Genomic DNA, 20439 nt, shown 5'->3' on the forward strand with positions numbered 1-20439 from the left:
TGCAAGCGGCATCTCTGCATGCATTGGATGCGCATCGGGGGAACATGGCCAGAGGCCCGGCAAAGGCAGGCGGATCAATCGCGCGCGGCGGCGGCGTAGCGTTGGGCGAGGCCGTATTCCGGTCGCTGTGCGAGGCCCTTCAGGCTGGCAGCTATCGCGCCGGTGACCGCCTGCGCGAGGAAGAGGTCGCGCAACGGCTGAAGGTCAGCCGCACGCCGGTGCGGGAAGCTCTGGGACGGCTCGCCGCGCGGGGCTTCGTCGAGCCCGCCGGTGGCCGTGGGCTGATCGTGCGCAATCTCGATATTTCCGAGGTGCTCGAGCTCTACGCCATGCGCGAGATCATGGAAGGCGCCTCCGCCCGGCTTGCCGCCGAGCATGCATCGATGCCGGAGATCGACGCGCTCAGGGATATCGAGCAGGCCTTTGTCGAGGCGTCCGCGACCGACGCGGCCGAGATGGCGAGGCTCAACCGCGCCTTTCACGAAGCCATCTGCCGCGCCGCACGCAACCGCTATCTCGACAATGCCTCGCGCGAATTACAGGACTGGATCGCGCTGCTCGGTCCCACCACCTTCACGGTGTCAGGCCGTCCCGCGACCAGCCACGGGGAACATCAGGCCATCGTTGAGGCGATCGCCGCGCGCGACGGCGACAAATCGGAACAACTCGCCCGTGCCCACATTCGCGAAGCGCTACGCTGTCGGCTGAAGCTGCTGCAGAAGCAGTAGCAGAGCGCGGCACTCAGGCGACCAGTTCTGCGGCAATCGCCTTCAACACGTCCCGCACGTCGCGTGGACTGAGCCGCACCTGCAGTCCGCGCTGACCGCCATTGACGTACACATGGTCATGCGCGAGCGCGCTCTGCTCGATCACGGTGCGTACCGGTTTCCGCTGCCCGAACGGGCTGATGCCGCCGACCTTGAATCCGGTGACGCGCTCGGCCTCAGGCGGCTTCATCATCTGCGCCGACTTGCCGTTCGTCGCGGCGGCGAGCTTCTTCATCGAGATTTCCTGGTCGGACGGAACGATCACGCAGACCGGCTTGCCGTCGACCAGCGCCATCAGCGTCTTCAAGACGCGCGCCGGATCCTCGCCGAGCGCAGCGGCCGCCTGAAGGCCGATGCTTTCGGCGTCGGGATCGTAATCATAGGTGTGGACGGTGAAGGCGACGCCGGCGGCCGTGAGCGCGCGCGTGGCTGGGGTGGCTTTGGACATGCGCCACGTCTACCACCGTCATTGCAAGGAGCGAAGCGACGGCGAGGCAGAGACATGTATGCGCCACATACTCAGCCGTCGTCCCGGCGAACCGCCGGGACGACAGCGGTGGCTTGGCGAAGCCGTGCCGCCAAACGACGACAGGGCCCTACTCCGCCGCGTCCCGCATCTCCGCGCGCTCGGCCCTGGCCGCGCAGAACTTGAACTCCGGTATCTTGCCGAACGGATCGAGCGCCGGATTGGTGAGGAGATTGGCCGCCGCTTCCGCGTAGCAGAACGGCATGAACACCATGTTCTCCGGCACGTCGCGATCCGAGCGGACCTTGACCTCGACCGCACCGCGGCGGGTCTCCAGCCGGATGAAATCGCCGGGCGCGAGCTTCTTCTTGCGCATGTCCTTCGGCGACATGAACGCGACCGCCTCCGGCTCGATCTGGTCGAGCACCTGGGCGCGGCGCGTCATCGAGCCGGTGTGCCAATGCTCCAGCACGCGGCCGGTCGACAGCACCATCGGATATTCCGCATCGGGGATCTCGTCCGGTGGGATCACCTTGGCCGGCACGATCTTGCCGCGGCCGCTCGCGGTCGGGAAGCCCGTGGTGAAGATGATCTCGTTGCCCGGCTTGTCGGGATCGTCGACCGGATAGGTGACCGCGCCTTCGCGGACCAGCCGCTCCCAGGTGATGTTCTTCAGCGATGGCATCAATTCCGCCATCTCGGTAAAGACCTCGCCGGGGCCGGAGTAATTCCAGGGCAGGCCCATGCGCTTGCCGACCTCCTGGATGATCCAGAGATCCTGCCGCGCATCGCCGGGCGGCTTGATCACCTGGCGTGCGAGCTGCACGCGGCGATCGGTGTTGGTGAAGGAACCGTCCTTCTCCGCAAAGGCCGAGGCCGGCAGGATCACGTCGGCGTGGAACGCAGTCTCGGTGACGAACAGATCCTGCACCACGAGATGATCGAGCATGGCAAGCGCGTGCCGTGCATGCTGGAGATCGGGATCGGACATCGCGGGGTTCTCGCCCTCGATATACATGCCCTTGATCTCGCCCGCATGGATCGCGTTCATGATCTCGACCACGGTCAGGCCGCGGACGGGATCGAGATCCTGCTGCCAGAGCTTTTCGAAGGCACCGCGCAGGTCGTCGCGGCCGACCGGTTGATAGTCCGGCAGGAACATCGGAATCAGGCCGGCGTCCGAGGCGCCCTGCACGTTGTTCTGGCCGCGCAGCGGATGCAGACCGGTGCCGGGGCGGCCGACCTGGCCGGTGATCAGCGCCAGCGCGATCAGGCAGCGCGCATTATCGGTGCCGTGAACGTGCTGGCTGATGCCCATACCCCAGAAGATGATCGAGGATTTCGCGCGAGCATAGGTCCGCGCCACCTCGCGCAGCGTTTGCGCCGGGACGCCGCAGATCGGCTCCATCTTCTCCGGCGTGAATTCCTTGATCTTCTCCTTGAGATCCTCGAAACCCTCGGTGTAACCGGCGATGTACTGATCGTCAGTCAGGCCTTCGGTGATGATCGTGTTGATCATCGCGTTCAGCATGGCGACGTCGGAGCCGGGCTTGAATTGCAGATGCCTGGTCGCATGGCGCGACAGCGTCTGCCGCCGCGGATCCATCACGAACAGCTTTGCGCCATTCTGCTTGACCGCGTTCTTGATGAAGGTCGCGGCGACCGGATGGTTCACGGTCGGATTGGCGCCGATCACGATGATGACCTCGGCATCCATCGCAGCCGAGAACGGCGCCGACACCGCGCCGGAGCTCAGACCCTCGAACAGCGCTGCCACCGACGAGGCGTGGCACAGACGGGTGCAGTGGTCGACATTGTTCGAACCGAAGCCGGTGCGTACCAGCTTCTGGAACAGATAGGCCTCTTCGTTCGAGCCCTTGGCCGAGCCGAAGCCGGCCAGCGCCTTCACACCGTTGGTGTCGCGGATCTTGACCAGGCCCTTGGCGGCGATGTCGAGCGCTTCCTCCCAGCTGGCTTCACGGAAATGGGTAAAGGGATTGGCGGGATCGACCTGGTCGTTGGCATCCTTCTTCGCATTGGGCAGCCGCACCAGGGGCTTGGTCAGACGATGCGGATGGTGGATGTAGTCGAAGCCGAAGCGGCCCTTGACACAAAGACGATTGTGGTTGGCGGGGCCATCGCGGCCCTCGGCATAGATCACCTTCTCGTCCTTGACCTCATAGGTCACCTGGCAGCCGACGCCGCAGAACGGGCAGAGCGAATCCACCTTCTTGTCCGCGTAGGTCACACGGGTCTGCTTCTCATCCAGCATCACGGCCGGCATCAGCGCGCCGGTCGGACAGGCTTGCACGCATTCGCCGCAAGCCACGCAGGTGGACTCGCCCATGGGGTCGTCGAAATCGAACACGATCTTCGAGCCATGGTTGCGGTAGGCCATGCCGATGACATCGTTGACCTGGACCTCGCGGCAGGCGCGCACGCACAGGCCGCACTGGATGCAGGCATCGAGATTGACGCGCATCGCCGGATGGCTGGCGTCGGTTGCCCAGCGCTCCGCCGCGGGAAAGCGGCTCTCGGTGACGCCTGTCGTCTCGGCCCAGTGCCAGAATTTCGACTCCGGATCGTGCGAGGTCTCGCGCGCCGGCTGGTCGGCGACGAGCAGCTCCATCACCATTTTTTGCGCGGAAACCGCACGTGCGGACTCGGTCTTCACTTTCATGCCGACCGACGGGGTGCGCTTGCAGGACGCGGCGAGCACGCGCTCGCCCTCGATCTCGACCATGCAGGCGCGGCAATTGCCGTCGGGGCGATAGTCCGGTGCGGGCGAATAACAGAGATGCGGGATCTCGCGGCCCTGGCGCTTGGCCACCTGCCAGATGGTCTCGCCAGCGGTGGCCTCGACCTGCTTGCCGTCGAGCTCGAACGTAATTTTGGTCATTCGGCCGCTTCCTTGAACTCGTCAGGGAAATATTTGATCACGGTTGAAAGCGGGTTCGACGCCGCCTGTCCGAGCCCGCAGATCGAGGCATCGCGCATCGCCTGACTCAATTCGTCCAGAAGTGCGCGGTTCCAGACCGGCTTCTGCATCAGAAGCGCCGCCTTCTGGGTGCCGACGCGACACGGCGTGCACTGGCCGCAGCTCTCGTCCTCGAAAAATTTCATCAGGTTCAGCGCTGCGGCTTTCACGCTGTCCTGCTGCGACAGGATCACGATCGCGGCCGAACCGATGAAGCAGCCGTATTTCTCCAACGTGCCGAAATCGAGCGGGATGTCGTCCATCGCGGCCGGCAAAATGCCGCCCGACGCGCCTCCCGGCAGGTACGCGTAGAACTGATGGCCATCGGCCATGCCGCCGCAATATTCGTCGATCAGTTCGCGCACGGTGATCCCGGCGGGCGCGAGCTTCATGCCTGGAGTCTTGACGCGACCCGAGACCGAGAAGCTGCGCAGGCCATGACGCTCGTGGCGGCCGTGACCCTTCCACCAGTCGGCGCCCTTCTCGACGATGTCGCGCACCCACCACAGTGTTTCGATGTTGTTGATCAGCGTCGGCAGGCCGAACAGCCCGACCTGGAACGGATAAGGCGGCTTGTGCCTGGGCAGGCCGCGCTTGCCCTCGATGCTTTCGAGCAGCGAGGATTCCTCGCCGCAGATGTAGGCGCCGGCACCGCGCCGCATATGCAGCGTCGGGCCGCCCGCCGGCAGTTTGGCGATTTCACGATCGAGGATCGCGCGCGCCGCCGGATATTCGTCGCGGATGTAGATATAGATGTCGGAGGCCTGCACCACATGCGCGCCGATCAGCATGCCCTCGATGAAGCGGTGCGGATCGCTTTCGAGATAGACGCGGTCCTTGAACGTGCCGGGCTCGCCCTCGTCGCCGTTGATCGCCATCAGCCGCGGGCCGGGCTCCCCCAGCACCGCGCGCCATTTGCGCCCGGTCGGAAAGCCGGCACCGCCAAGACCGCGCAGCGAAGCATCGTCGAGCGCCTTCAGGAGATCGTCGGTCGACAGTTCACCGGAACGCAGTCGATTGAGCAGCTTGTAGCCGCCGCCAGCGACATAGGCGTCGTAATCGACATATTTCGGCAGATGCGCGTGGGTGTCGCCGGCCTTCGCCGCCGCCAACACGCTATCGACCGTGGCGCGGTCGACGAAGTTGTGACCCACTTCTGCCGCAGGCGCCGTATCGCAGCGGCCGACGCAGGGCGCGCGCACCACGCGGATGCCGGGGCCCGCCGAACTCTGAAGATCCTCGAGCAGCTTCTCAGCCCCGAGCATCGCGCAGGTGAGTGAATCGCAGACGCGGATCGTCAGCAGTGCGATTTCGGGCTCGCCCTCCTTCACCACGTCGAAATGCGCATAGAACGTCGCGGTCTCGAACACTTCGGCGAAGGCGAGCTTCATCTCGTCGGCGAGCGCCGCGAGATGCGCGGCCGAGATCTGGTGATATCTATCCTGGATCAGGTGCATATATTCGATCAGCAGGTCGCGCCGCCGCGGGCGGTCGCCAAGCAGGGTCTCGATCTCGTGCGCGGCCGTGGGGTCAACCTGCCGGCCCTTGGGCGTGGCCTTGGCTCGCTTCCGTCCCTCGCCCGGATGTTCGAACGAGCGGATTTGTTGCACGTCGTGGCTCATCAATGCGTCTCGTCACTCTTCCTTAGAACAAACCCAAGTCTAGCTCCTGGCATACCAGATGCCAAGAGAATTCATGCGTTCCGATAAGCATTTAAGGGGCATGCAGCCGCCAGGCTCCATGCCCCTCATCGACACTCGATCCGGCGTTGTCTCACGTCTTGCTCATGCACTCTTCGATGTAGAACCAGCGGTCGTCGCCGGCGAGACCCTTGGATTTCACATCGGCGCGACAGGCCTTGAGCTTTGGCTTGTTGGCCGCCCACTTCGCCTTCATGTCCTTCAGCTTCTGCATGGTGAGCTTGATCTTGCCAGGCTTGGCTTCGGTCGTTGCAGCAGGCGCCGCCGGTGTCGTTGTCGTCTGCGCGGATGCGGTATGAAGACCAGCGACGAGCAACACGGCCGCAAGGCAAATTCGGGTGCGAAGCATTTAAATCCCCCAAGTCCCATTTCTTGATGATGTCTAAAAGGCGAACGCCGCGGGATGAGCATCCCGCGACGTTGGGTTTGCGATCAGAGGATCTTAACCGCGCTCTCGAGCGTCTTGTACACACCCCACGCCAGCGGGACGCCGACGAAGAGCCAGAACAGCGCCGCTTTCGTATCGAGGCCGCCGGTGCCGATTCCGAACGAGCCCGTCTGAACCGTATTGGCGCCGGCGCCTGCCGCCTGCAGCTTCGCGACTTCGGCTTCGTTCATGTACCATTTCGAGTCGACCGGCTTGATCAGGTAGTTGCAGATGATGCCGGCGATCAGCATCGCACAGAGAATGTACATGGTCGTGTTGTAGAGCTGGTCACGCGGCACGCCCGCTGCGAGCTGGAACTCGCGGATGTAGTTCACGACAACGGGGCCGATGATGCCCGCGGTGGACCACGCCGTCAGCAGCCGGCCGTGGATCGCGCCGACGAACTGGGTGCCGAACATATCGGCCAGATAAGCCGGCACCGTGGAGAAGCCGCCGCCATACATCGACAGGATGATGCCGAAGCCGAGCACGAAGAGCATCTTCGAGCCCATCGCCGCAAACGTCGGCGCCAGTGCGTAGAGCACGATGCCGAGGATAAAGAACGTGTAATACGTATTCTTGCGGCCGATATAGTCAGACAACGACGCCCAGACGAAGCGGCCGCCGATGTTGAACAGTGACAGCAGGCCCGCGAAGCCCGCCGCGATTCCGGCGATGACAGTCTTCTGCTCGACCGAGAGCTGACCAAAGGCGAGCTCCGGATGGCCGATCAGCTTGCCGGCGAAGATCTCCTGCAGCATCGGAGAGGCCATGCCGATCACGCCGATGCCGGCCGACACGTTCAGGCACAGCACCCACCAGATCAGCCAGAACTGCGGCGTCTTGTGCGCGTTGTCGAGATGGACGTGATGCTCGGAGATCATTGTCTTCTTCTCGCTCGGCGGCGTCCAGCCGTCAGGCTTCCAGCCGGCCGGCGTCACGCGGTAGGCGAAAGCGCCGATTGTCATGAAGACGAAATAGACGATGCCCATCACGAGGAAGGACTTCCACACGCCGACATCGGTCGGTGTCTTGAAGTAGTTGATCAGGATGTTGGCAAACGGTGCACCGATCATGGCGCCGCCGCCGAAACCCATGATCGCCATACCGGTCGCCATGCCGCGGCGATCGGGAAACCATTTGATCAGCGTGGACACAGGCGAGATGTAGCCGAGGCCAAGGCCGATGCCGCCGATCACGCCGGACCCCAGCCACATCAGCCAGAGCTGGTGGGTGTAGATTCCGATCGCACCGAGGAACAGGCCGCCGCACCAGCAGATCGCCGCGACGAAACCGGCCTTGCGCGGACCAGCCCGTTCGAGCCAGCCGCCCCAAACTGCAGCGGCAACGCCGAGCACGACGAAGAACAAGGTGAACATCCAGCCGAGGCTTGCGACCTTCCAATCGCAGCTAGTGGTGAAGAGCTCCTGCCACAGCGACATATCCGGGCACGCCTTCGGCGCGGTCACTCCGATCGCGCGCGACAGCGGCAGCCAGAACACCGAGAAGCCGTAGGCCATGCCGATGCAGAGATGGATGCACAGTGCAGCCGGCGGCACCAGCCAGCGATTGAAGCCGGCCTTTGCGACCGTATGGTCGCGATCGAGAATTCCCGCGCCAGCGCCCGAAATTGTTCCAGCGCTTTCGATAGTAGCCATACATTCCTCCCCTAAGCCGCCCTTCTGAGCAGCCTGCCACTATGATCCTGTTTCTCAGCCAGCTGCGGTGCAGCCACTGTCCCTGCTGCTCCCCACAATCATCCGACGCGCGCAGGATCGTCACGCGTGTCCGAAGAATTAACCCCTCGAGCGGGGCTCTATGCCCGATACGACGTGCAGGCTTCGTGCGTGGCCCGTTGATCTGCGTATCGCAGACAAGACTCAACCTCCGCGCCTGCACGGAGAAAGTCAATTTGGGCAGAAGCCGTGATCGATGTCGATAGACAAAAGGTCGGAATCAGCGCGGTAACGTTCTCAAGAACGCAGCGCAGCATTGACGCCTTCTATCGAACCATTTGCTTTTTCTATCAGGAACACGATGCGCGCGTCGTTGCGCTCGGTGATCGCCACCGTGTCCCCCGTCTCGCGGATCAGGTTCGGAATGTCAATTACCGACAAGGGGTCGGTACAGTGCACTTCAAGCTGATCGCCCGGCTGTAATGGTTTTAGCGCCTTGCGCGTCTTCAAGGCCGGCAGCGGGCATTTCAACCCCGTGAGATCGAGCATCGTTCTGGTCATGGGCGCAACATGGCGAGGCCACTCGATGACGTCAACGCAAAGCCTCTAGAGCAGATCGGCATAGGACAAGAAACCTACGCTCTGCCCCGGGTCGACCTGCGTCATGTCTTCGCCGAGTTCAACGAGGCCGTCGGTCTCCACCAGCGACGATAACAGCCCGGCGCCTTCGCGCGGGAACTTGACCGCCTCCAGCGTGCCGTCCTCCGCACGCCGCAACGAGGTACGCACATATTCGCGGCGGCCCTCCTTCTTCTTGTAGGTGAAAGCGGCACGCAGCGGGATCGGCGTCAACGGCTCCGGCAAGCTACCGGCGAGCGCAAGCACGGTCGGCCGCACAACATGCACGAAGGTGACGAAGCTTGCGACGGGATTGCCGGGCAAGCCGATCAGCGGGGTGCCCCCGATGATGCCCATCGCCACGGGACGTCCGGGTTTGATCGCCATCCGCCACAGCACCAGCGAGCCAATGCTCTCGACCGCTGCCTTGACGTGGTCCTCTTCGCCGGTCGAGACGCCGCCGGTGGTGAGGATCAGATCGTGGCTGCCTGCCACCTGCTTCAAGCCATTCGCGAGCGACGTCCGCTCGTCGCGCAAGATGCCGAGATCAGAGACCTCGCAGCCGAGCCGGCGCAGCATCGCCATCAGCATGAAGCGGTTGGAATCGAACAGCTGTGACGCCGCGCGCGGCTCGCCCGGCGAAGCCAGCTCGTCACCGGTCGAGAACACGGCGACGCGGATGCGCCTGACGACGTCGAGCCTGACAAGGCCGAATGCTGCAGCAAGCGCGACATGCTGCGGCCGCAGCCGCTGGCCGGCACGCAGCGCGATATGCCCCTCGGGAATGTCCTCGCCCGCCGGACGGACATTCGCGCCTGGCTTCAATCCCGGCGGCAGCACGATCTTGCCGGCCTCATCGAGGCGAACATCTTCCTGCATGAAGACGGCCTCGGCACCCGGCGGCATCGGCGCGCCCGTGAAGATGCGCGCGGTGTGGCCGGGCTTGATCGGCGCTTGCGCAAGTCCGCCGGCCTGGATGCGGCCGTCGAGCGGGAATGCCCGTTCCGCGCTTTCCGGAAGGTCGACGTTGCGCACGGCGTAGCCGTCGACGGCGGAATTGGTGAAGGGCGGCAGCGGCAGCGGCGCCGCGATATCGCGCGCCAGCACGCGCCCATCGGCATCGACGAGCGCCACTGTCTCGAGATCGACAATCGCGTTGACGCGCGTCGTGATGAGACCAACGGCCTCGTCGACCGACATCATCGGTCCACCGAAGGCAAAACAATCGTCCGACAGTTGCGCCATGGTGCCTCGTCAGCGCATCGCAGCGCTTTTCGCCACCGCTTCCTCGACCGGCATCGCCGCACGCAGCAGCAATGCCGCGACAGCCGGGATATTGTCGAGATGGACGGTCGGCAGCCGGGTTTCAATGGCGATGTCGGTCGCGATCCCGAAAATTCCGGGATCATCAGGAAACAGCAACGGCTTGCCGTTTCCGCCGCGATGCACCTCGATCTTGCGATGCGGCTCGCGCTTGAAGCCTTCGACCACGACGAGGTCGACGGCAGACAGCTTGCTCAAGAGCTCCGGCAGCCGAGGCTCAGCCGCGCCGCGCAATTCATGTATCAGGGCCCAGCGGTTCGACGAAGCAACCAGCACCTCGGCCGCGCCGGCCTCGCGATGCCGCCAGGAATCCTTACCCGGCACATCGACATCGAACTGGTGATGCGCATGCTTGATCACGGAAACGCGCAGCCCTTGCGCGTTGAAATGCGGGATCAGCCGCGTCAACAACGTGGTCTTGCCCGCACCGCTCCAGCCTGCAAGGCCGATGACTTTCATTCCAGCTCCGTCTCCGCGAGCGCCTTCATCGTTGATGGAACCGCTGCCTCATCGTCATTGCGAGCGCAGCCAAGCCAGAGTGTCTCTGCGGGCGCATTTCTGGATTGCTTCGCTGCGCTCGCAATGACGATGAGGCGACATTTCGTTCCCTTCCCGCCATGCTTATATCGGCTTGACCCGAATGTCATGCTAACCTCGCGGCCATGATGAAGATCGACAAAATCCCGGTGCCCCTGATTGTCCCTGATACGGACGACCCGCGCCTGACCCAGAGCGTGACCGGCACCGACCAGACCGGCGCCAAGGTCGAGATCAAGGTGCCGATGGAGCGGCCGCTGACGCTCTACCTGAACTCCCAGGAGATCGTCACCATGATGACGATCGGCGACTATCCAGAATATCTGGCGCTGGGCTACCTGCTCAACCAGAATATGCTCAAATATAACGACGAGGTCACCGAGGTCGAATACGACGACGACCTCCAGGTGGTCGTGGTGCGTACCGAGCATCACACCAATTTCGAAGCCAAACTGAAGAAGCGCACGCAAACCTCGGGCTGCGCACAGGGCACCGCCTTCGGCGACCTGCTCGAAGCGGTCGAGAGCGTGGCGCTGCCGAAGGCGGAGCTGCGCACCTCTTGGCTCTACCAGATGACGCAGACCATCAATACCATGCCCTCGCTCTATCTGGAGGCCGGCGCGATCCACGGCTGCGTGCTGTGCAAGGAAGGCGAGCCGCTCTGCTACACCGAGGACGTCGGCCGCCACAATGCCGTCGACAAGATCGCGGGCTGGATGTACCGCCACGGCGTCGATGCCTCCGACAAGATCCTCTACACCACGGGACGGCTCACCTCGGAAATGGTGATCAAGACCGTGCGCATGGGCATTCCGATCCTGGTGTCGCGCTCCGGCTTCACCGCCTGGGGCGTCGATCTCGCACGCCAGGTCGGGCTGACGCTGGTTGGCCGCACGCGCGGAAAGCGCTTCATTGTGCTCGCGGGCGAGGAGCGGATCGTCTACGACCAGAACCTCGCCTATGTCGAGGACGAATCGGCGAAGCACAAGCGCAAGGGTGAAGGTGGTGACGACTAAAATTCCGCCGACGCAATGCGTGCTGCTCGCTGGCGGCCTGGCACGGCGCATGGGCGGCGGCGACAAGCCGATGCGGACCATCGGCGGCCGCACCATCCTGGAGCGCGTGATCGCACGCCTGAAGCCGCAATGCGATGGACTGATCCTCAATGCGAATGGCGATCCGGCACGCTTTGCGGCGTTCGGATTGACGGTTGTGCCCGACGACGTGCCCGGCTTTCCCGGCCCGCTCGCCGGCATCCTTGCCGCGCTCGAGTGGACCGCGGCGAACCGGCCCGAGCTGGAGTGGGTGCTCAGCGCCGCCGGCGACTGCCCGTTCCTGCCCCGCGATCTGGTCGCGCGCCTGCATCAAGCGCGAGAGCGGGACAACGCCGAGCTCGCAGTCGCCGCATCAGGCGACCAGTCGCATCCGGTGATCGGACTGTGGCGCGTCGCCTTGCGCGACAAGCTCCGTCATGCTCTGGTCGTCGAGGACCTCCGCAAGATCGACCGCTGGACCGCGCGCTATCCGCTCGCGACGGTGACGTGGCCGGCCGAGCCGCTCGATCCGTTCTTCAACGCGAACACGGTCGAGGATATCGCGGAGGCCGAGCGGCTGGCGGTGCTGGATGAGGTGCGCCCGGTTTGAACGCCACATCGTACGTCTACGCCGGCCGGAAGCCCGCCCGCTCCAGCGCGGTACGCGCCTCGTCCGAGCCCAGTGCGTCGAGAAAGGCTTTGACCGACGGACGTTGCTTGCGCGCCGTCACCAGCGCGAAGTCATAATGCTCTTCCGCCAGCGGAATGAATCCGAGCCCGACCGCATCGGCGACCGGCGCAATGGTCATGCCCCAGTCGGCACGATGTTGTGCGACGGCCGCGGCGCCCGCATTGTGCGAGCGCGGCTGGTTCCAATAGCCTTCCGGGCGCGCGCCGCCGAGCAGCCGGTCGATCAGGATGCGCGTGCCGGCGCCCTGATTGCGGTTGACCATGATGCAGGCGGGGTCCGCGAGCGCGGCGGCGACGGCCTCCTTCGCACCGAGGCCCTCGAAGCGCTTGTCGCCCTTGCGAAACACGATGCCCTGCATCCGCCGCCAGCCCGGCAGGAGCTCGAGACCGTCGACGAGATAGGGTGAGTTGTAAGTCTCGCTCTTGTCGTCGAACAGATGGATCGGCGCGAGATCGCATTCGCCGCGCCGCGCCGCCGCGAGCCCGCCAAGGCTGCCGACGGCGATCGAGCGCACGGTGAGGCCGGCATGCGCGAGCTGCGCGGTGACGAGATCGAGGCCGGTGCAATGACTGCCGACGATGACGAGATCGGGCACGCGCACATGCGGCGTGAACAGCGTCACCTCGGCCCCGGTCCCGGCGGGCATCTGGTCGGCCAGCGCGTCGATGCGCAGAAAACCGTCGGCCTGCGCAAAGGACGTGATCGCACCGGACCCCTTGCCGGATGGATAGGCGATCAGGCCGACCTTGCCCGTGACCAGCGAGACCATGACGAATTCCGTGCGGCCGAGCTCGGAGGCGATACGCACCGGCACGGTCGCGTTCACCTTGGCATCCGAGCGCGGCGGCAGCCCGGCCATCCTGCGCAGCACCGGCACGATCATGTCGTGGAAGGTGAACATCGCCGATGTCGGAAAGCCCGGCAGGATCACCACCGGCTTGCCGTCGCACACCGCAAGGCACAGCGGCTTGCCGGGTTTGAGCGCAACGCCATGCGCGATGATGCCGGGCTTGCCGAGCCGGCCGATGATGCGATGGGACAGGTCACCCGCGCCTTTCGACGTGCCGCCCGAGAGCACCAACATGTCGGCGTCCGCCAGCGCGCGGCGCATGGCAGCTTCGAGCTTTGCTTCATCGTCCGGAATGGCGCCGAGGAAAACCGCCTCGCCGCCGTTCTCATCGATCGCGGCCGCGACGATCGCGCCGTTGGTGTCGTAGATCGCAGCCGGCGCGAGCGCCTCGCCAGGCTGAACCAGTTCGTCGCCGGTCGAGACCACGGCAACTCGCGGCTTGCGCGCGACCGTTACCTCGGCGATGCCGCAGGCCGCCAGCATGCCGATCTCGCGCGAGCCGATGATCGTGCCGGCGCGCAGCAGCGCTTCGCCACGCGCGATGTCAGATCCCGCATAGGAAATGAATTGTCCGGGGGACGCGGCGCGGCGCACGTCGATCGCATCGGAGCCGGCGAGCTGGGTGTGCTCGACCATGATTGCGGCGTCAGCGCCACGCGGCAGCGGGCCGCCGGTGGCAATCGGGCTTGCGGTTCCAGTCCTCACTTGCAGCTTGGGCACAGTGCCGCAGTGGATGGTCTCGCCGTTCAGTGCAAGGCGAACAGGTGCGCTTTCGCCGGCCGCGGCAAGATCCGCCGAACGCACGGCAAAGCCGTCGACATTGGAGCGGTCGAACGGCGGAACGTCGATCGGCGCCGTGATGTCTTCAACAAGGGCCGCACCGAGCGCAGCACCGAGCTTGCGCGTTTCGCTCGCAAGGGCGCGCGGGAACAAAGCCGCCTCGAAACGCGCCAAGGCCTCCTCACGCGAGAAAATCTTGAGGAACTGCTCCTGTTCGAACGCGCTGCGGTCTTGCGATTGCGGGATCATCGTCATGCCAAAACCCATATCATTCCCGCATCAGATAGGCATCGACCAGCGTCCCTGCCGCAAATCCCTCGTGGCTGGCGGGAACGATCAGCCATGCATCCGCTCGGGCAATTGCCTGAAGCGGCCATTCACCTACCGCAAGCGGGAGCCACGCATGATGTTCCTCAACCAGCAGCACGATTTCAGCGATGCCGACGCTGGATGCGATTTTTCGCGCGAGCGGCAAGGTCATGCGTCGGCGTAACTGCCGCGCCGACAGGCGATCGACGATCGGAAGCACGAGCGCGAGCCAGGCCGCGAGCGCATGATCGGGCGAGTCGGGCAAGGCGACGACGGGAACCTGTCCGAGCCGCCCGACCGCCGCGGTGCGTCCGGGCTGGAGCGCGAGGCCATGGGCGAGCACGTCACCATGCTGAGCCAGCGCGCTAACGGCGGCATCCCGGCGGCCGACGCCGCTGCCGCCGATCGTCGCGACGAGATCGCAGGTGAGATCGCCGAGCGCTTCCGCGATCGATGCCGCATCTCGCGCGACAGCTTCGCGGGTTTGCACACCCAGTCCCGCTGCGCGCGCGATCTCCGCAATCATGTGCGTCGTCACGGCTGCACCCGGCACGTTGACGATGCACAGCCGCGGCTGCCGTACGCTCAGCTTTTCAGCACCGGCGGCACGCGCGAGCAACAGAGCGGCAGGATTGATCAAATGCCCTTCCGCCACGGCAGGCGTGTGCCCGGCGATGTCGCTTCCGGCGCGCCTGACGCCCAGTCCGGGCACGCCCTCCGCCAGTACCTGGGCGAGTGGACCCGACACCTCGACCGCGTCGGCATCGAGCACACAATCACATCCGTCGGGCATCGCGTCGCCGGCATCGACCCAAACAGGTGCTTTTGTCAGAGGCAGCGGCGAATAGGCGGACGCACCGGCAATATCGTTGGCGCATAGCGCCCAGCCATCCGCAGCGGCAATGTCGCGCGGCGGATAGGCCGCAAGCAGCGGCGTCCCCGCCGCGATGCAGCCCGCTGCCTCGGACAGGGGCAACTCGATGGTCGCTATCGGATCAACGCCTCGCAGCAACACCGCGAGCGCGGTGTCGAGTGGCGTCAGCGAAGGCGGCAGGCGCTGGGTCATGCGCCATGATGGACCATGCATCGCCCGGTTTGGCAACCGCCGGCGATGCGGACGTCAGCCGCCCGACTTGTCCGCATTGGGGAAGAACAGCTGCTGCCCGTCGACCTTGTAGCCGGCGATCGCCGCTTGCCCCTCCGGCGAGATCAGCCAATCGATGAAGGTCTGCCCCAGTTCCTGCTTCACATTCGGAAACTTCTCGGGATTGACCAACATCGCGCCGTACTGATTGAGCAGCCGCTTGTCGCCTTCGACCACGATGTCGAGATCGCCGCGATCCTTGAAGGCGATCCAGCTGCCGCGGTCGGACAGCACATAGGCATTCGCGGCGCGCGCGGCATCGAGGGCAGCGGTCATGCCCCGCCCGGCCTCGCGATACCAGGCGCCCTTGGCGGCAGCGATGTCGATGCCGGCGACGATCCAGAGCGCGAGCTCGGCGGCATGAGTGCCCGAGCGATCGCCGCGCGTCACGAACGGCGCGCCCTTGGCCTCGATCGCCTTCAGCGCGGTCGCGATGTCCTTGCCCTTCACGCCGGCGGGATCGCTCTTCGGCCCGATCAGCACATAATCGTTGTACATCACGTCGAAACGCTTCACGGCAAAACCGTCGGCGACGAACTTCTCCTCCTGCGGCCGTGCGTGCATCAGCACGACATCGACTTCGCCCCTGCGCGCCCCGTCGAGCACTTCATCGGCGCGCCGCGCGATCACGGTCACGTCGATGCCGGTCTTGTCGCGGAAGATCGGCAGCAGATAATCGAGCAGGCCGGACTCCTGGGTCGATGTGGTCGAAGCCAGGACGATCGCGCGGTCCTCCGCGGATGATGCCGCAACGCCCGCGGCGAGGCCGCAAAGAAGCGCGAGTGCGACGGACAGGCGGCGGACGGTCATGATCGGGTTCCTTGGCGATGACGCGATCATGATGATGATCGATTGCGCCGCACTCGTGACGCGTTTGCTCTTGCGCGCGCCACCCGGGACATTTTCGGCAATGCGCCGAGCGGTATGCCGATTGCAATCGCGAGCGCCACGGCCGCCTCGATTTCGTGCCGCTGGTCTGGGAAAACGTCGATCTCGCTATGCGGCAGCGCAGCTATTTCCGCCCGCCGATGCAGACCCTGATCCGATTCCTCGGCGAAAGACGGCTGCGCAGCGCGCCGAGGTGCTGGCCGGCTACGACCCCTCCCCCGCAGGACAGATCCGCTTCGCGGCCTGACATTGACGCCCGCCCCCGAATAGTTGCAAAAGAAACCAATTCAGCCGGGCCATACCCGGGCAACACCGGCCAACGAGCCGGATCAGGGGAGGACAAGCGTGAATCCAACAAGATTTGGACTGCCGGTCGCCGCCGCCTTGGCGGCAACGCTGCTGCCGGGTGCGGCGTCGGCGCAGGTTTCCGACGACATCGTCAAGATCGGCGTGCTCACCGACATGAACGGTCCGGCCTCGGCGCCGACCGGCCAGGGTTCGGTGACGGCGGCGCAGATGGCGATCGACGATTTCGGCGGCACCGTGCTTGGCAAGCCGATCAGCATCGTGATCGGCGACCACCAGCTCAAGGCCGACATCGGCGGCGCCATCGCCCGGCGCTGGTACGATGTCGACCAGGTCGATCTGATCGTCGACGTGCCGGTCTCCGCGGTCGGGCTTGCGGTGCAGAACATCGCCAACGAGAAGAAGCGGCTGTTCATCACCCACTCCACCGGCACGGCGGATTTCCACGGCAAGTTCTGCTCGCCCTACGCGATCCAGTGGGTGTTCGACACCCGTGCGCTCGCGGTCGGCACCGCGGACGCGGTGGTCAAGCGCGGCGGCGACAGCTGGTTCTTCATCACCGACGACTATGCCTTCGGCCATTCGCTGGAGCGCGACGCCTCAGCGGTCGTGACCGCCAATGGCGGCAAGGTGCTGGGCTCGGTGCGGCCGCCACTGGCAACGCCCGACCTCTCCTCCTTCGTGCTCCAGGCGCAGGCCTCCAAGGCCAAGATCATCGGCATCGCCGCCGGTCCGCCCAACAACATGAACGAGATCAAGACCGGCTCGGAGTTCGGCGTGTTCAAGGGCGGCCAGCAGATGGCGGCGCTGCTGGCGCTGATCACCGACATCCACGGCCTCGGCCTTCAGGCTGCGCAAGGGCTGCTGCTGACGACATCGTTCTATTGGGACATGGACGACAGGACCCGCGAATGGTCGAAGCGCTACTTCGCCAAGATGAACAAGATGCCATCGATGTGGCAGGCCGGCGTCTATTCGAGCGTGATGCACTATCTCAACGCCATCAAGGACACCGGCACCGACGATCCGCTCAAGGTCGCCGCCAAGATGCGCGAGAAGCCGATCGAGGATTTCTTCGCCCGCAACGGCCGCTTACGCGATGACAATCTGATGGTGCACGATCTCTGGCTGGTGCAGGTGAAGACGCCGGAGGAGAGCAAATATCCCTGGGACTATTACAAGATCCTCACCACCATTTCCGGCGACAAGGCCTTTGGGCCGCCGGATCCGGCATGTGCGATGGTGAAGAAGTGACGGCGTAGCAACCACGGAGAAGGTCGTCATGCCCGGGCTTGTCCCGGGCATCCACGTCTTACGTCATGCGTGGAAGCGCGTGGATGCCCGGGACAAGCCCGGGCATGACGATTGTGGGTGTGGCCGCGCTCTATTTCACCACGCCGATCTCGCGAAAGTACTTCATCACGCCGGGATGAATCAGCTCCGGCTTCGGCGCTGCCGCCACCGTGTTCGACGCCGTGGTCTCGCAGGCCTGCGCCAGCGTCCTGCAGAATGTCACCTCGACGCCGTGCAGCGTCTTGGCCAGCCGATAGGCGACATCGTCCGGCAGATCCTCGCGCGTCAGCACAAAACTCCAGGAGCCAAGCGAGGCGATCGGCTCGGATTGTTTTGGATAGCTGCCCGCCGGCACGGTCAGCGGCTTCAGGAACGCATGTTTGGCGCGGATGCGCGCGATCTCTTCGGCACTGGGCGCGATGAAGCGCGCGCCTGACGCGCTCGAGGCCACCGCCGCAAAGCCGGGCCAGCCGATGCCGGCGCCCCAGAGTGCGGCGACACGTCCATCCTCGACCATCGCGGGACCGTCGCCGGCGCGGTCGAGATAAACAGCCTTGAAATCCTCGTCCTGCTTCAGGCCGAGCCCATCCAGCACGTAGCGCGCCAGGATCGGCAGGCCCGAGCCTTTTGCGCCGAACGCGACGGGCTGACCGACGAGATCGCGAATCGTCTTGTAGGAACTGTCCGCGCGCACCACGAACATGCCGGGGTTGGAATAGATCGCCGTGAGAATCTTCAGCCGCACCGGCCCGCGGCCGATGCCGGCAAAGGCTTCATAGGCCGGCTCGCCCGCGACCAAAGCGAGATCGAGCTCGCCTTTCTCCAAGAGCGGAATGTTCTCGTTGCTGCCCTTGGTGTTGCGCGGGACGATAATGGCTTGCGGATCGGCCGCATTCATCGCTTGCGCGAAGGCGTTGCCATAGAGGGGAAAGCCGCCGCCGGGCGTCGCGGTGCCCAGGCTAATCGTAGAGCTGATTGTCGTGGTCGAAATGGCCTTGCCTCCGGTTTGAGCAGCGGCGAGGCTTGAAAGCAGCGCCGCGCCGAGAACAATGGTGATTGCGAATCTCATGGTCGGTCCCGGCGGGCCCGCGTCAACATCGACTTGCGACGATGTAGGCAGCGCCCCGATTTTGTGAAAGCATGCAGCCCAACGACAATAGAACAATGGGAGGCTTCATGTTGCGAATTTTGCGTAACAGTATTTTCGGGCTGGTTTTCATTTCAACGCTTTTTAGCGCCGCACCTCCCGCCTCCGCAGCCGGATATCCCGACCGTCCCGTGCACTGGATCATCGGCTTCTCCGCCGGCGGCCCGGTCGACATCGTCGCGCGGATCATGGCGCAATGGCTGTCGGACCGTCTCGGCCAGCAGTTCATCGTCGAGAACCGCACCGGCTCGGGCGGCAACATCGCCGCCGCGGCCGCGATCAGCTCGCCGGCGGACGGCTATACGCTGCTGTTCGTCGCGCCCAACAACGCGATCTCGACCTCACTCTACAAGAAGCTGCCGTTCGACTTCCTGCGCGACACCGTGCCGGTCGCGAGCATCATGCAGCTCACCAACATGCTGGTCGTCGCCAACGCGTTTCCCGCGAAGACCGTCCAGGAGTTCATCGACTACTGCAAGGCCAATCCCGGCAAGATCTCGTTTGCCTCGTCCGGCAACGGCACCTCGGTGCACATGTCGGCGGAGTTGTTCAAGGTGATGACCAAGTGCGACATGGTGCACGTGCCCTATCGCGGCTCGGCGATCGCCTTCCCGGACATCATCTCCAACAAGGTGCAGCTGATCTTCGACAATCTTCCCTCCGCGCTGGAACAGGCGAAAGGCGGCAACGTCCGCGCGCTCGGGGTGACCTCGCCGCAGCGCTGGCCGATCGTCCCCGACGTGCCCGCGATCGCCGAGACCGTGCCGGGATTCGAATCGATCGGCTTCTACGGCATCTCCGCGCCGAAGGGCACGCCGCCCGAGGTGGTCGAGATCCTCAACAAGGCCGTCGGCGAAGCGCTGAAGGACCCGAAGCTGGTGGCACGGCTCGCCGAGACCGGCGGCATCCCCAAGCCGATGACGCCGGCCGAGTTCGGCAAGCTGGTCGCCGACGAGACCGAGAAGTGGAAGAAGGTCGTGGAGTACGCCGGGGTTTCGGTGGATTAGGGCCGGCGATCCCCCGCGAGCTTGCAGCTCGCCAGCAAGGCATTGGAGGGGATCGGGACATCCCTCCAATCAAAAATGCCGAAAACAACCCCATGCACAGTAGAAGAGGCGAGCGATTACAAAGGGTTACGGAAACACAAAAATGATCCTTCGCCGGAGCGATTTGACTCGTCGGGCAAAACAGGAGCATAAGGGCATCATCGCCAGTTTCGGGTATTCGAAAATCTCTAGCGCTGCCGCGCCGGCGTTCCCCTCCGCCAGAGCCAGCATTGCACCCCCGCCTCCATCCCTGTAAACGAACCGCGCACCGTTGCCGGCCGCGCATTCCTGCGGCCGTCTCGCGGCGGGGCCTGTAGCTCAATGGTTAGAGCCGGCCGCTCATAACGGTCTGGTTGCAGGTTCGAGTCCTGCCGGGCCCACCAGCGCTGGAATGCACTCTACAGCTCGCCCTACCTGTGAGGAAATGGTCGCGACGGTCGAATAGCCGTTTGTGTCTTCG

At 64.7% G+C, this 20439-nt stretch carries 17 protein-coding genes, 1 tRNA gene and 1 pseudogene; 7 read left to right on the forward strand and 12 right to left on the reverse strand.

All coding sequences use genetic code 11. The features are described from left to right. Positions 1-44: 44 nt before the first annotated feature. Positions 45-728, forward strand: a complete 684-nt coding sequence (locus IVA80_RS06195) for a GntR family transcriptional regulator (protein ID WP_247426693.1) — start codon at positions 45-47, stop codon at positions 726-728. 13 nt (positions 729-741) lie between these two features. Here the strand turns inward: IVA80_RS06195 and ybaK are convergent, their stop codons facing one another. The 8 genes from ybaK to mobB all read right to left on the reverse strand — a co-directional run bounded on the left by ybaK (position 742) and on the right by mobB (position 10413). Beyond that, the gene (gene ybaK / locus IVA80_RS06200) at positions 742-1215 is read right to left on the reverse strand and encodes a Cys-tRNA(Pro) deacylase (RefSeq protein WP_247426696.1); all 474 of its coding nucleotides are present in this window, start codon (positions 1213-1215) and stop codon (positions 742-744) included. Positions 1216-1363: 148 nt separating this feature from the next. Continuing rightward, a complete protein-coding gene (gene fdhF, locus IVA80_RS06205; RefSeq protein WP_247426700.1) occupies positions 1364-4132 on the reverse strand; it encodes a formate dehydrogenase subunit alpha in 2769 nt (922 codons plus the stop codon). Next, on the reverse strand, positions 4129-5832 hold the full coding sequence (locus IVA80_RS06210) for an NADH-ubiquinone oxidoreductase-F iron-sulfur binding region domain-containing protein (RefSeq protein ID WP_247426703.1): 1704 nt from the start codon (positions 5830-5832) through the stop codon (positions 4129-4131). The genes fdhF and IVA80_RS06210 overlap by 4 nt, the downstream gene beginning before the upstream one ends. A gap of 151 nt (positions 5833-5983) precedes the next feature. Continuing rightward, on the reverse strand, positions 5984-6259 hold the full coding sequence (locus tag IVA80_RS06215; protein WP_247426705.1) for a hypothetical protein: 276 nt from the start codon (positions 6257-6259) through the stop codon (positions 5984-5986). Between the two features lie 83 nt (positions 6260-6342). Continuing rightward, the gene (locus IVA80_RS06220; RefSeq protein WP_247426708.1) at positions 6343-7995 is read right to left on the reverse strand and encodes an OFA family MFS transporter; all 1653 of its coding nucleotides are present in this window, start codon (positions 7993-7995) and stop codon (positions 6343-6345) included. A gap of 315 nt (positions 7996-8310) precedes the next feature. Further along, a complete protein-coding gene (locus tag IVA80_RS06225; protein WP_247426711.1) occupies positions 8311-8574 on the reverse strand; it encodes a sulfurtransferase TusA family protein in 264 nt (87 codons plus the stop codon). A 45-nt stretch (positions 8575-8619) separates the two neighbouring features. After that, positions 8620-9876, reverse strand: coding sequence for a gephyrin-like molybdotransferase Glp (gene glp / locus IVA80_RS06230; protein ID WP_247426714.1), 1257 nt, complete (start codon positions 9874-9876; stop codon positions 8620-8622). A 9-nt stretch (positions 9877-9885) separates the two neighbouring features. Next, positions 9886-10413, reverse strand: coding sequence for a molybdopterin-guanine dinucleotide biosynthesis protein B (gene mobB, locus IVA80_RS06235; protein ID WP_247426719.1), 528 nt, complete (start codon positions 10411-10413; stop codon positions 9886-9888). Positions 10414-10616: 203 nt separating this feature from the next. On the opposite strand from mobB, the gene fdhD reads away from it, so the two are divergent. After that, a complete protein-coding gene (fdhD, locus tag IVA80_RS06240; RefSeq protein WP_247426721.1) occupies positions 10617-11507 on the forward strand; it encodes a formate dehydrogenase accessory sulfurtransferase FdhD in 891 nt (296 codons plus the stop codon). Then, entirely contained in the window at positions 11452-12135 is a 684-nt protein-coding gene (gene mobA, locus IVA80_RS06245; protein ID WP_247426725.1) for a molybdenum cofactor guanylyltransferase MobA, read from the forward strand. Before fdhD ends, mobA begins: the two co-directional genes overlap by 56 nt. Positions 12136-12151: 16 nt before the next feature. Here the strand turns inward: mobA and IVA80_RS06250 are convergent, their stop codons facing one another. The 3 genes from IVA80_RS06250 to IVA80_RS06260 are packed head-to-tail and all read right to left on the reverse strand — an operon-like array spanning position 12152 to position 16109. Further along, positions 12152-14101: a molybdopterin biosynthesis protein gene (locus IVA80_RS06250; RefSeq protein WP_247426728.1), complete on the reverse strand. Its 1950-nt coding sequence runs from the start codon at positions 14099-14101 to the stop codon at positions 12152-12154. A 13-nt stretch (positions 14102-14114) separates the two neighbouring features. Next, positions 14115-15221, reverse strand: a complete 1107-nt coding sequence (locus tag IVA80_RS06255) for a molybdopterin-binding protein (protein WP_247426731.1) — start codon at positions 15219-15221, stop codon at positions 14115-14117. Positions 15222-15275: 54 nt separating this feature from the next. Beyond that, the gene (locus tag IVA80_RS06260; protein ID WP_247426734.1) at positions 15276-16109 is read right to left on the reverse strand and encodes a substrate-binding domain-containing protein; all 834 of its coding nucleotides are present in this window, start codon (positions 16107-16109) and stop codon (positions 15276-15278) included. 129 nt (positions 16110-16238) lie between these two features. Here IVA80_RS06260 and IVA80_RS06265 point away from each other — a divergent pair. Continuing rightward, positions 16239-16434 (forward strand): annotated as a pseudogene (locus tag IVA80_RS06265) (substrate-binding domain-containing protein); the annotation flags it as partial. Positions 16435-16532: 98 nt separating this feature from the next. Continuing rightward, positions 16533-17747: an ABC transporter substrate-binding protein gene (locus tag IVA80_RS06270; protein WP_247426737.1), complete on the forward strand. Its 1215-nt coding sequence runs from the start codon at positions 16533-16535 to the stop codon at positions 17745-17747. A gap of 130 nt (positions 17748-17877) precedes the next feature. Here the strand turns inward: IVA80_RS06270 and IVA80_RS06275 are convergent, their stop codons facing one another. Continuing rightward, the gene (locus IVA80_RS06275; protein ID WP_247426741.1) at positions 17878-18855 is read right to left on the reverse strand and encodes a TAXI family TRAP transporter solute-binding subunit; all 978 of its coding nucleotides are present in this window, start codon (positions 18853-18855) and stop codon (positions 17878-17880) included. A gap of 107 nt (positions 18856-18962) precedes the next feature. Here IVA80_RS06275 and IVA80_RS06280 point away from each other — a divergent pair, with 107 nt between their 5' ends. Beyond that, positions 18963-19940 (forward strand): tripartite tricarboxylate transporter substrate binding protein, encoded by a 978-nt coding sequence (locus IVA80_RS06280; RefSeq protein WP_247426744.1) that lies wholly within the window; start codon positions 18963-18965, stop codon positions 19938-19940. 346 nt (positions 19941-20286) lie between these two features. Beyond that, positions 20287-20362, forward strand: a tRNA-Ile gene (locus IVA80_RS06285). The last annotated feature ends 77 nt before the right edge of the window (positions 20363-20439 follow it).

Source organism: Bradyrhizobium sp. 139 (assembly GCF_023074175.1).
In the GTDB taxonomy this organism is placed as follows: domain Bacteria; phylum Pseudomonadota; class Alphaproteobacteria; order Rhizobiales; family Xanthobacteraceae; genus Bradyrhizobium.

What these genes read in the sequence shown, in the direction of transcription:
- IVA80_RS06195 (WP_247426693.1), top strand. Translation starts at nt 45, where the DNA reads ATGGCCAGAGGCCCGGCAAAGGCAGGCGGATCAATCGCGCGCGGCGGC.
- ybaK (WP_247426696.1), bottom strand. Translation starts at nt 1,215, where the DNA reads ATGTCCAAAGCCACCCCAGCCACGCGCGCGCTCACGGCCGCCGGCGTC.
- fdhF (WP_247426700.1), bottom strand. Translation starts at nt 4,132, where the DNA reads ATGACCAAAATTACGTTCGAGCTCGACGGCAAGCAGGTCGAGGCCACC.
- IVA80_RS06210 (WP_247426703.1), bottom strand. Translation starts at nt 5,832, where the DNA reads ATGAGCCACGACGTGCAACAAATCCGCTCGTTCGAACATCCGGGCGAG.
- IVA80_RS06215 (WP_247426705.1), bottom strand. Translation starts at nt 6,259, where the DNA reads ATGCTTCGCACCCGAATTTGCCTTGCGGCCGTGTTGCTCGTCGCTGGT.
- IVA80_RS06220 (WP_247426708.1), bottom strand. Translation starts at nt 7,995, where the DNA reads ATGGCTACTATCGAAAGCGCTGGAACAATTTCGGGCGCTGGCGCGGGA.
- IVA80_RS06225 (WP_247426711.1), bottom strand. Translation starts at nt 8,574, where the DNA reads ATGACCAGAACGATGCTCGATCTCACGGGGTTGAAATGCCCGCTGCCG.
- glp (WP_247426714.1), bottom strand. Translation starts at nt 9,876, where the DNA reads ATGGCGCAACTGTCGGACGATTGTTTTGCCTTCGGTGGACCGATGATG.
- mobB (WP_247426719.1), bottom strand. Translation starts at nt 10,413, where the DNA reads ATGAAAGTCATCGGCCTTGCAGGCTGGAGCGGTGCGGGCAAGACCACG.
- fdhD (WP_247426721.1), top strand. Translation starts at nt 10,617, where the DNA reads ATGATGAAGATCGACAAAATCCCGGTGCCCCTGATTGTCCCTGATACG.
- mobA (WP_247426725.1), top strand. Translation starts at nt 11,452, where the DNA reads ATGTCGAGGACGAATCGGCGAAGCACAAGCGCAAGGGTGAAGGTGGTG.
- IVA80_RS06250 (WP_247426728.1), bottom strand. Translation starts at nt 14,101, where the DNA reads ATGACGATGATCCCGCAATCGCAAGACCGCAGCGCGTTCGAACAGGAG.
- IVA80_RS06255 (WP_247426731.1), bottom strand. Translation starts at nt 15,221, where the DNA reads ATGACCCAGCGCCTGCCGCCTTCGCTGACGCCACTCGACACCGCGCTC.
- IVA80_RS06260 (WP_247426734.1), bottom strand. Translation starts at nt 16,109, where the DNA reads ATGACCGTCCGCCGCCTGTCCGTCGCACTCGCGCTTCTTTGCGGCCTC.
- IVA80_RS06275 (WP_247426741.1), bottom strand. Translation starts at nt 18,855, where the DNA reads ATGAGATTCGCAATCACCATTGTTCTCGGCGCGGCGCTGCTTTCAAGC.
- IVA80_RS06280 (WP_247426744.1), top strand. Translation starts at nt 18,963, where the DNA reads ATGTTGCGAATTTTGCGTAACAGTATTTTCGGGCTGGTTTTCATTTCA.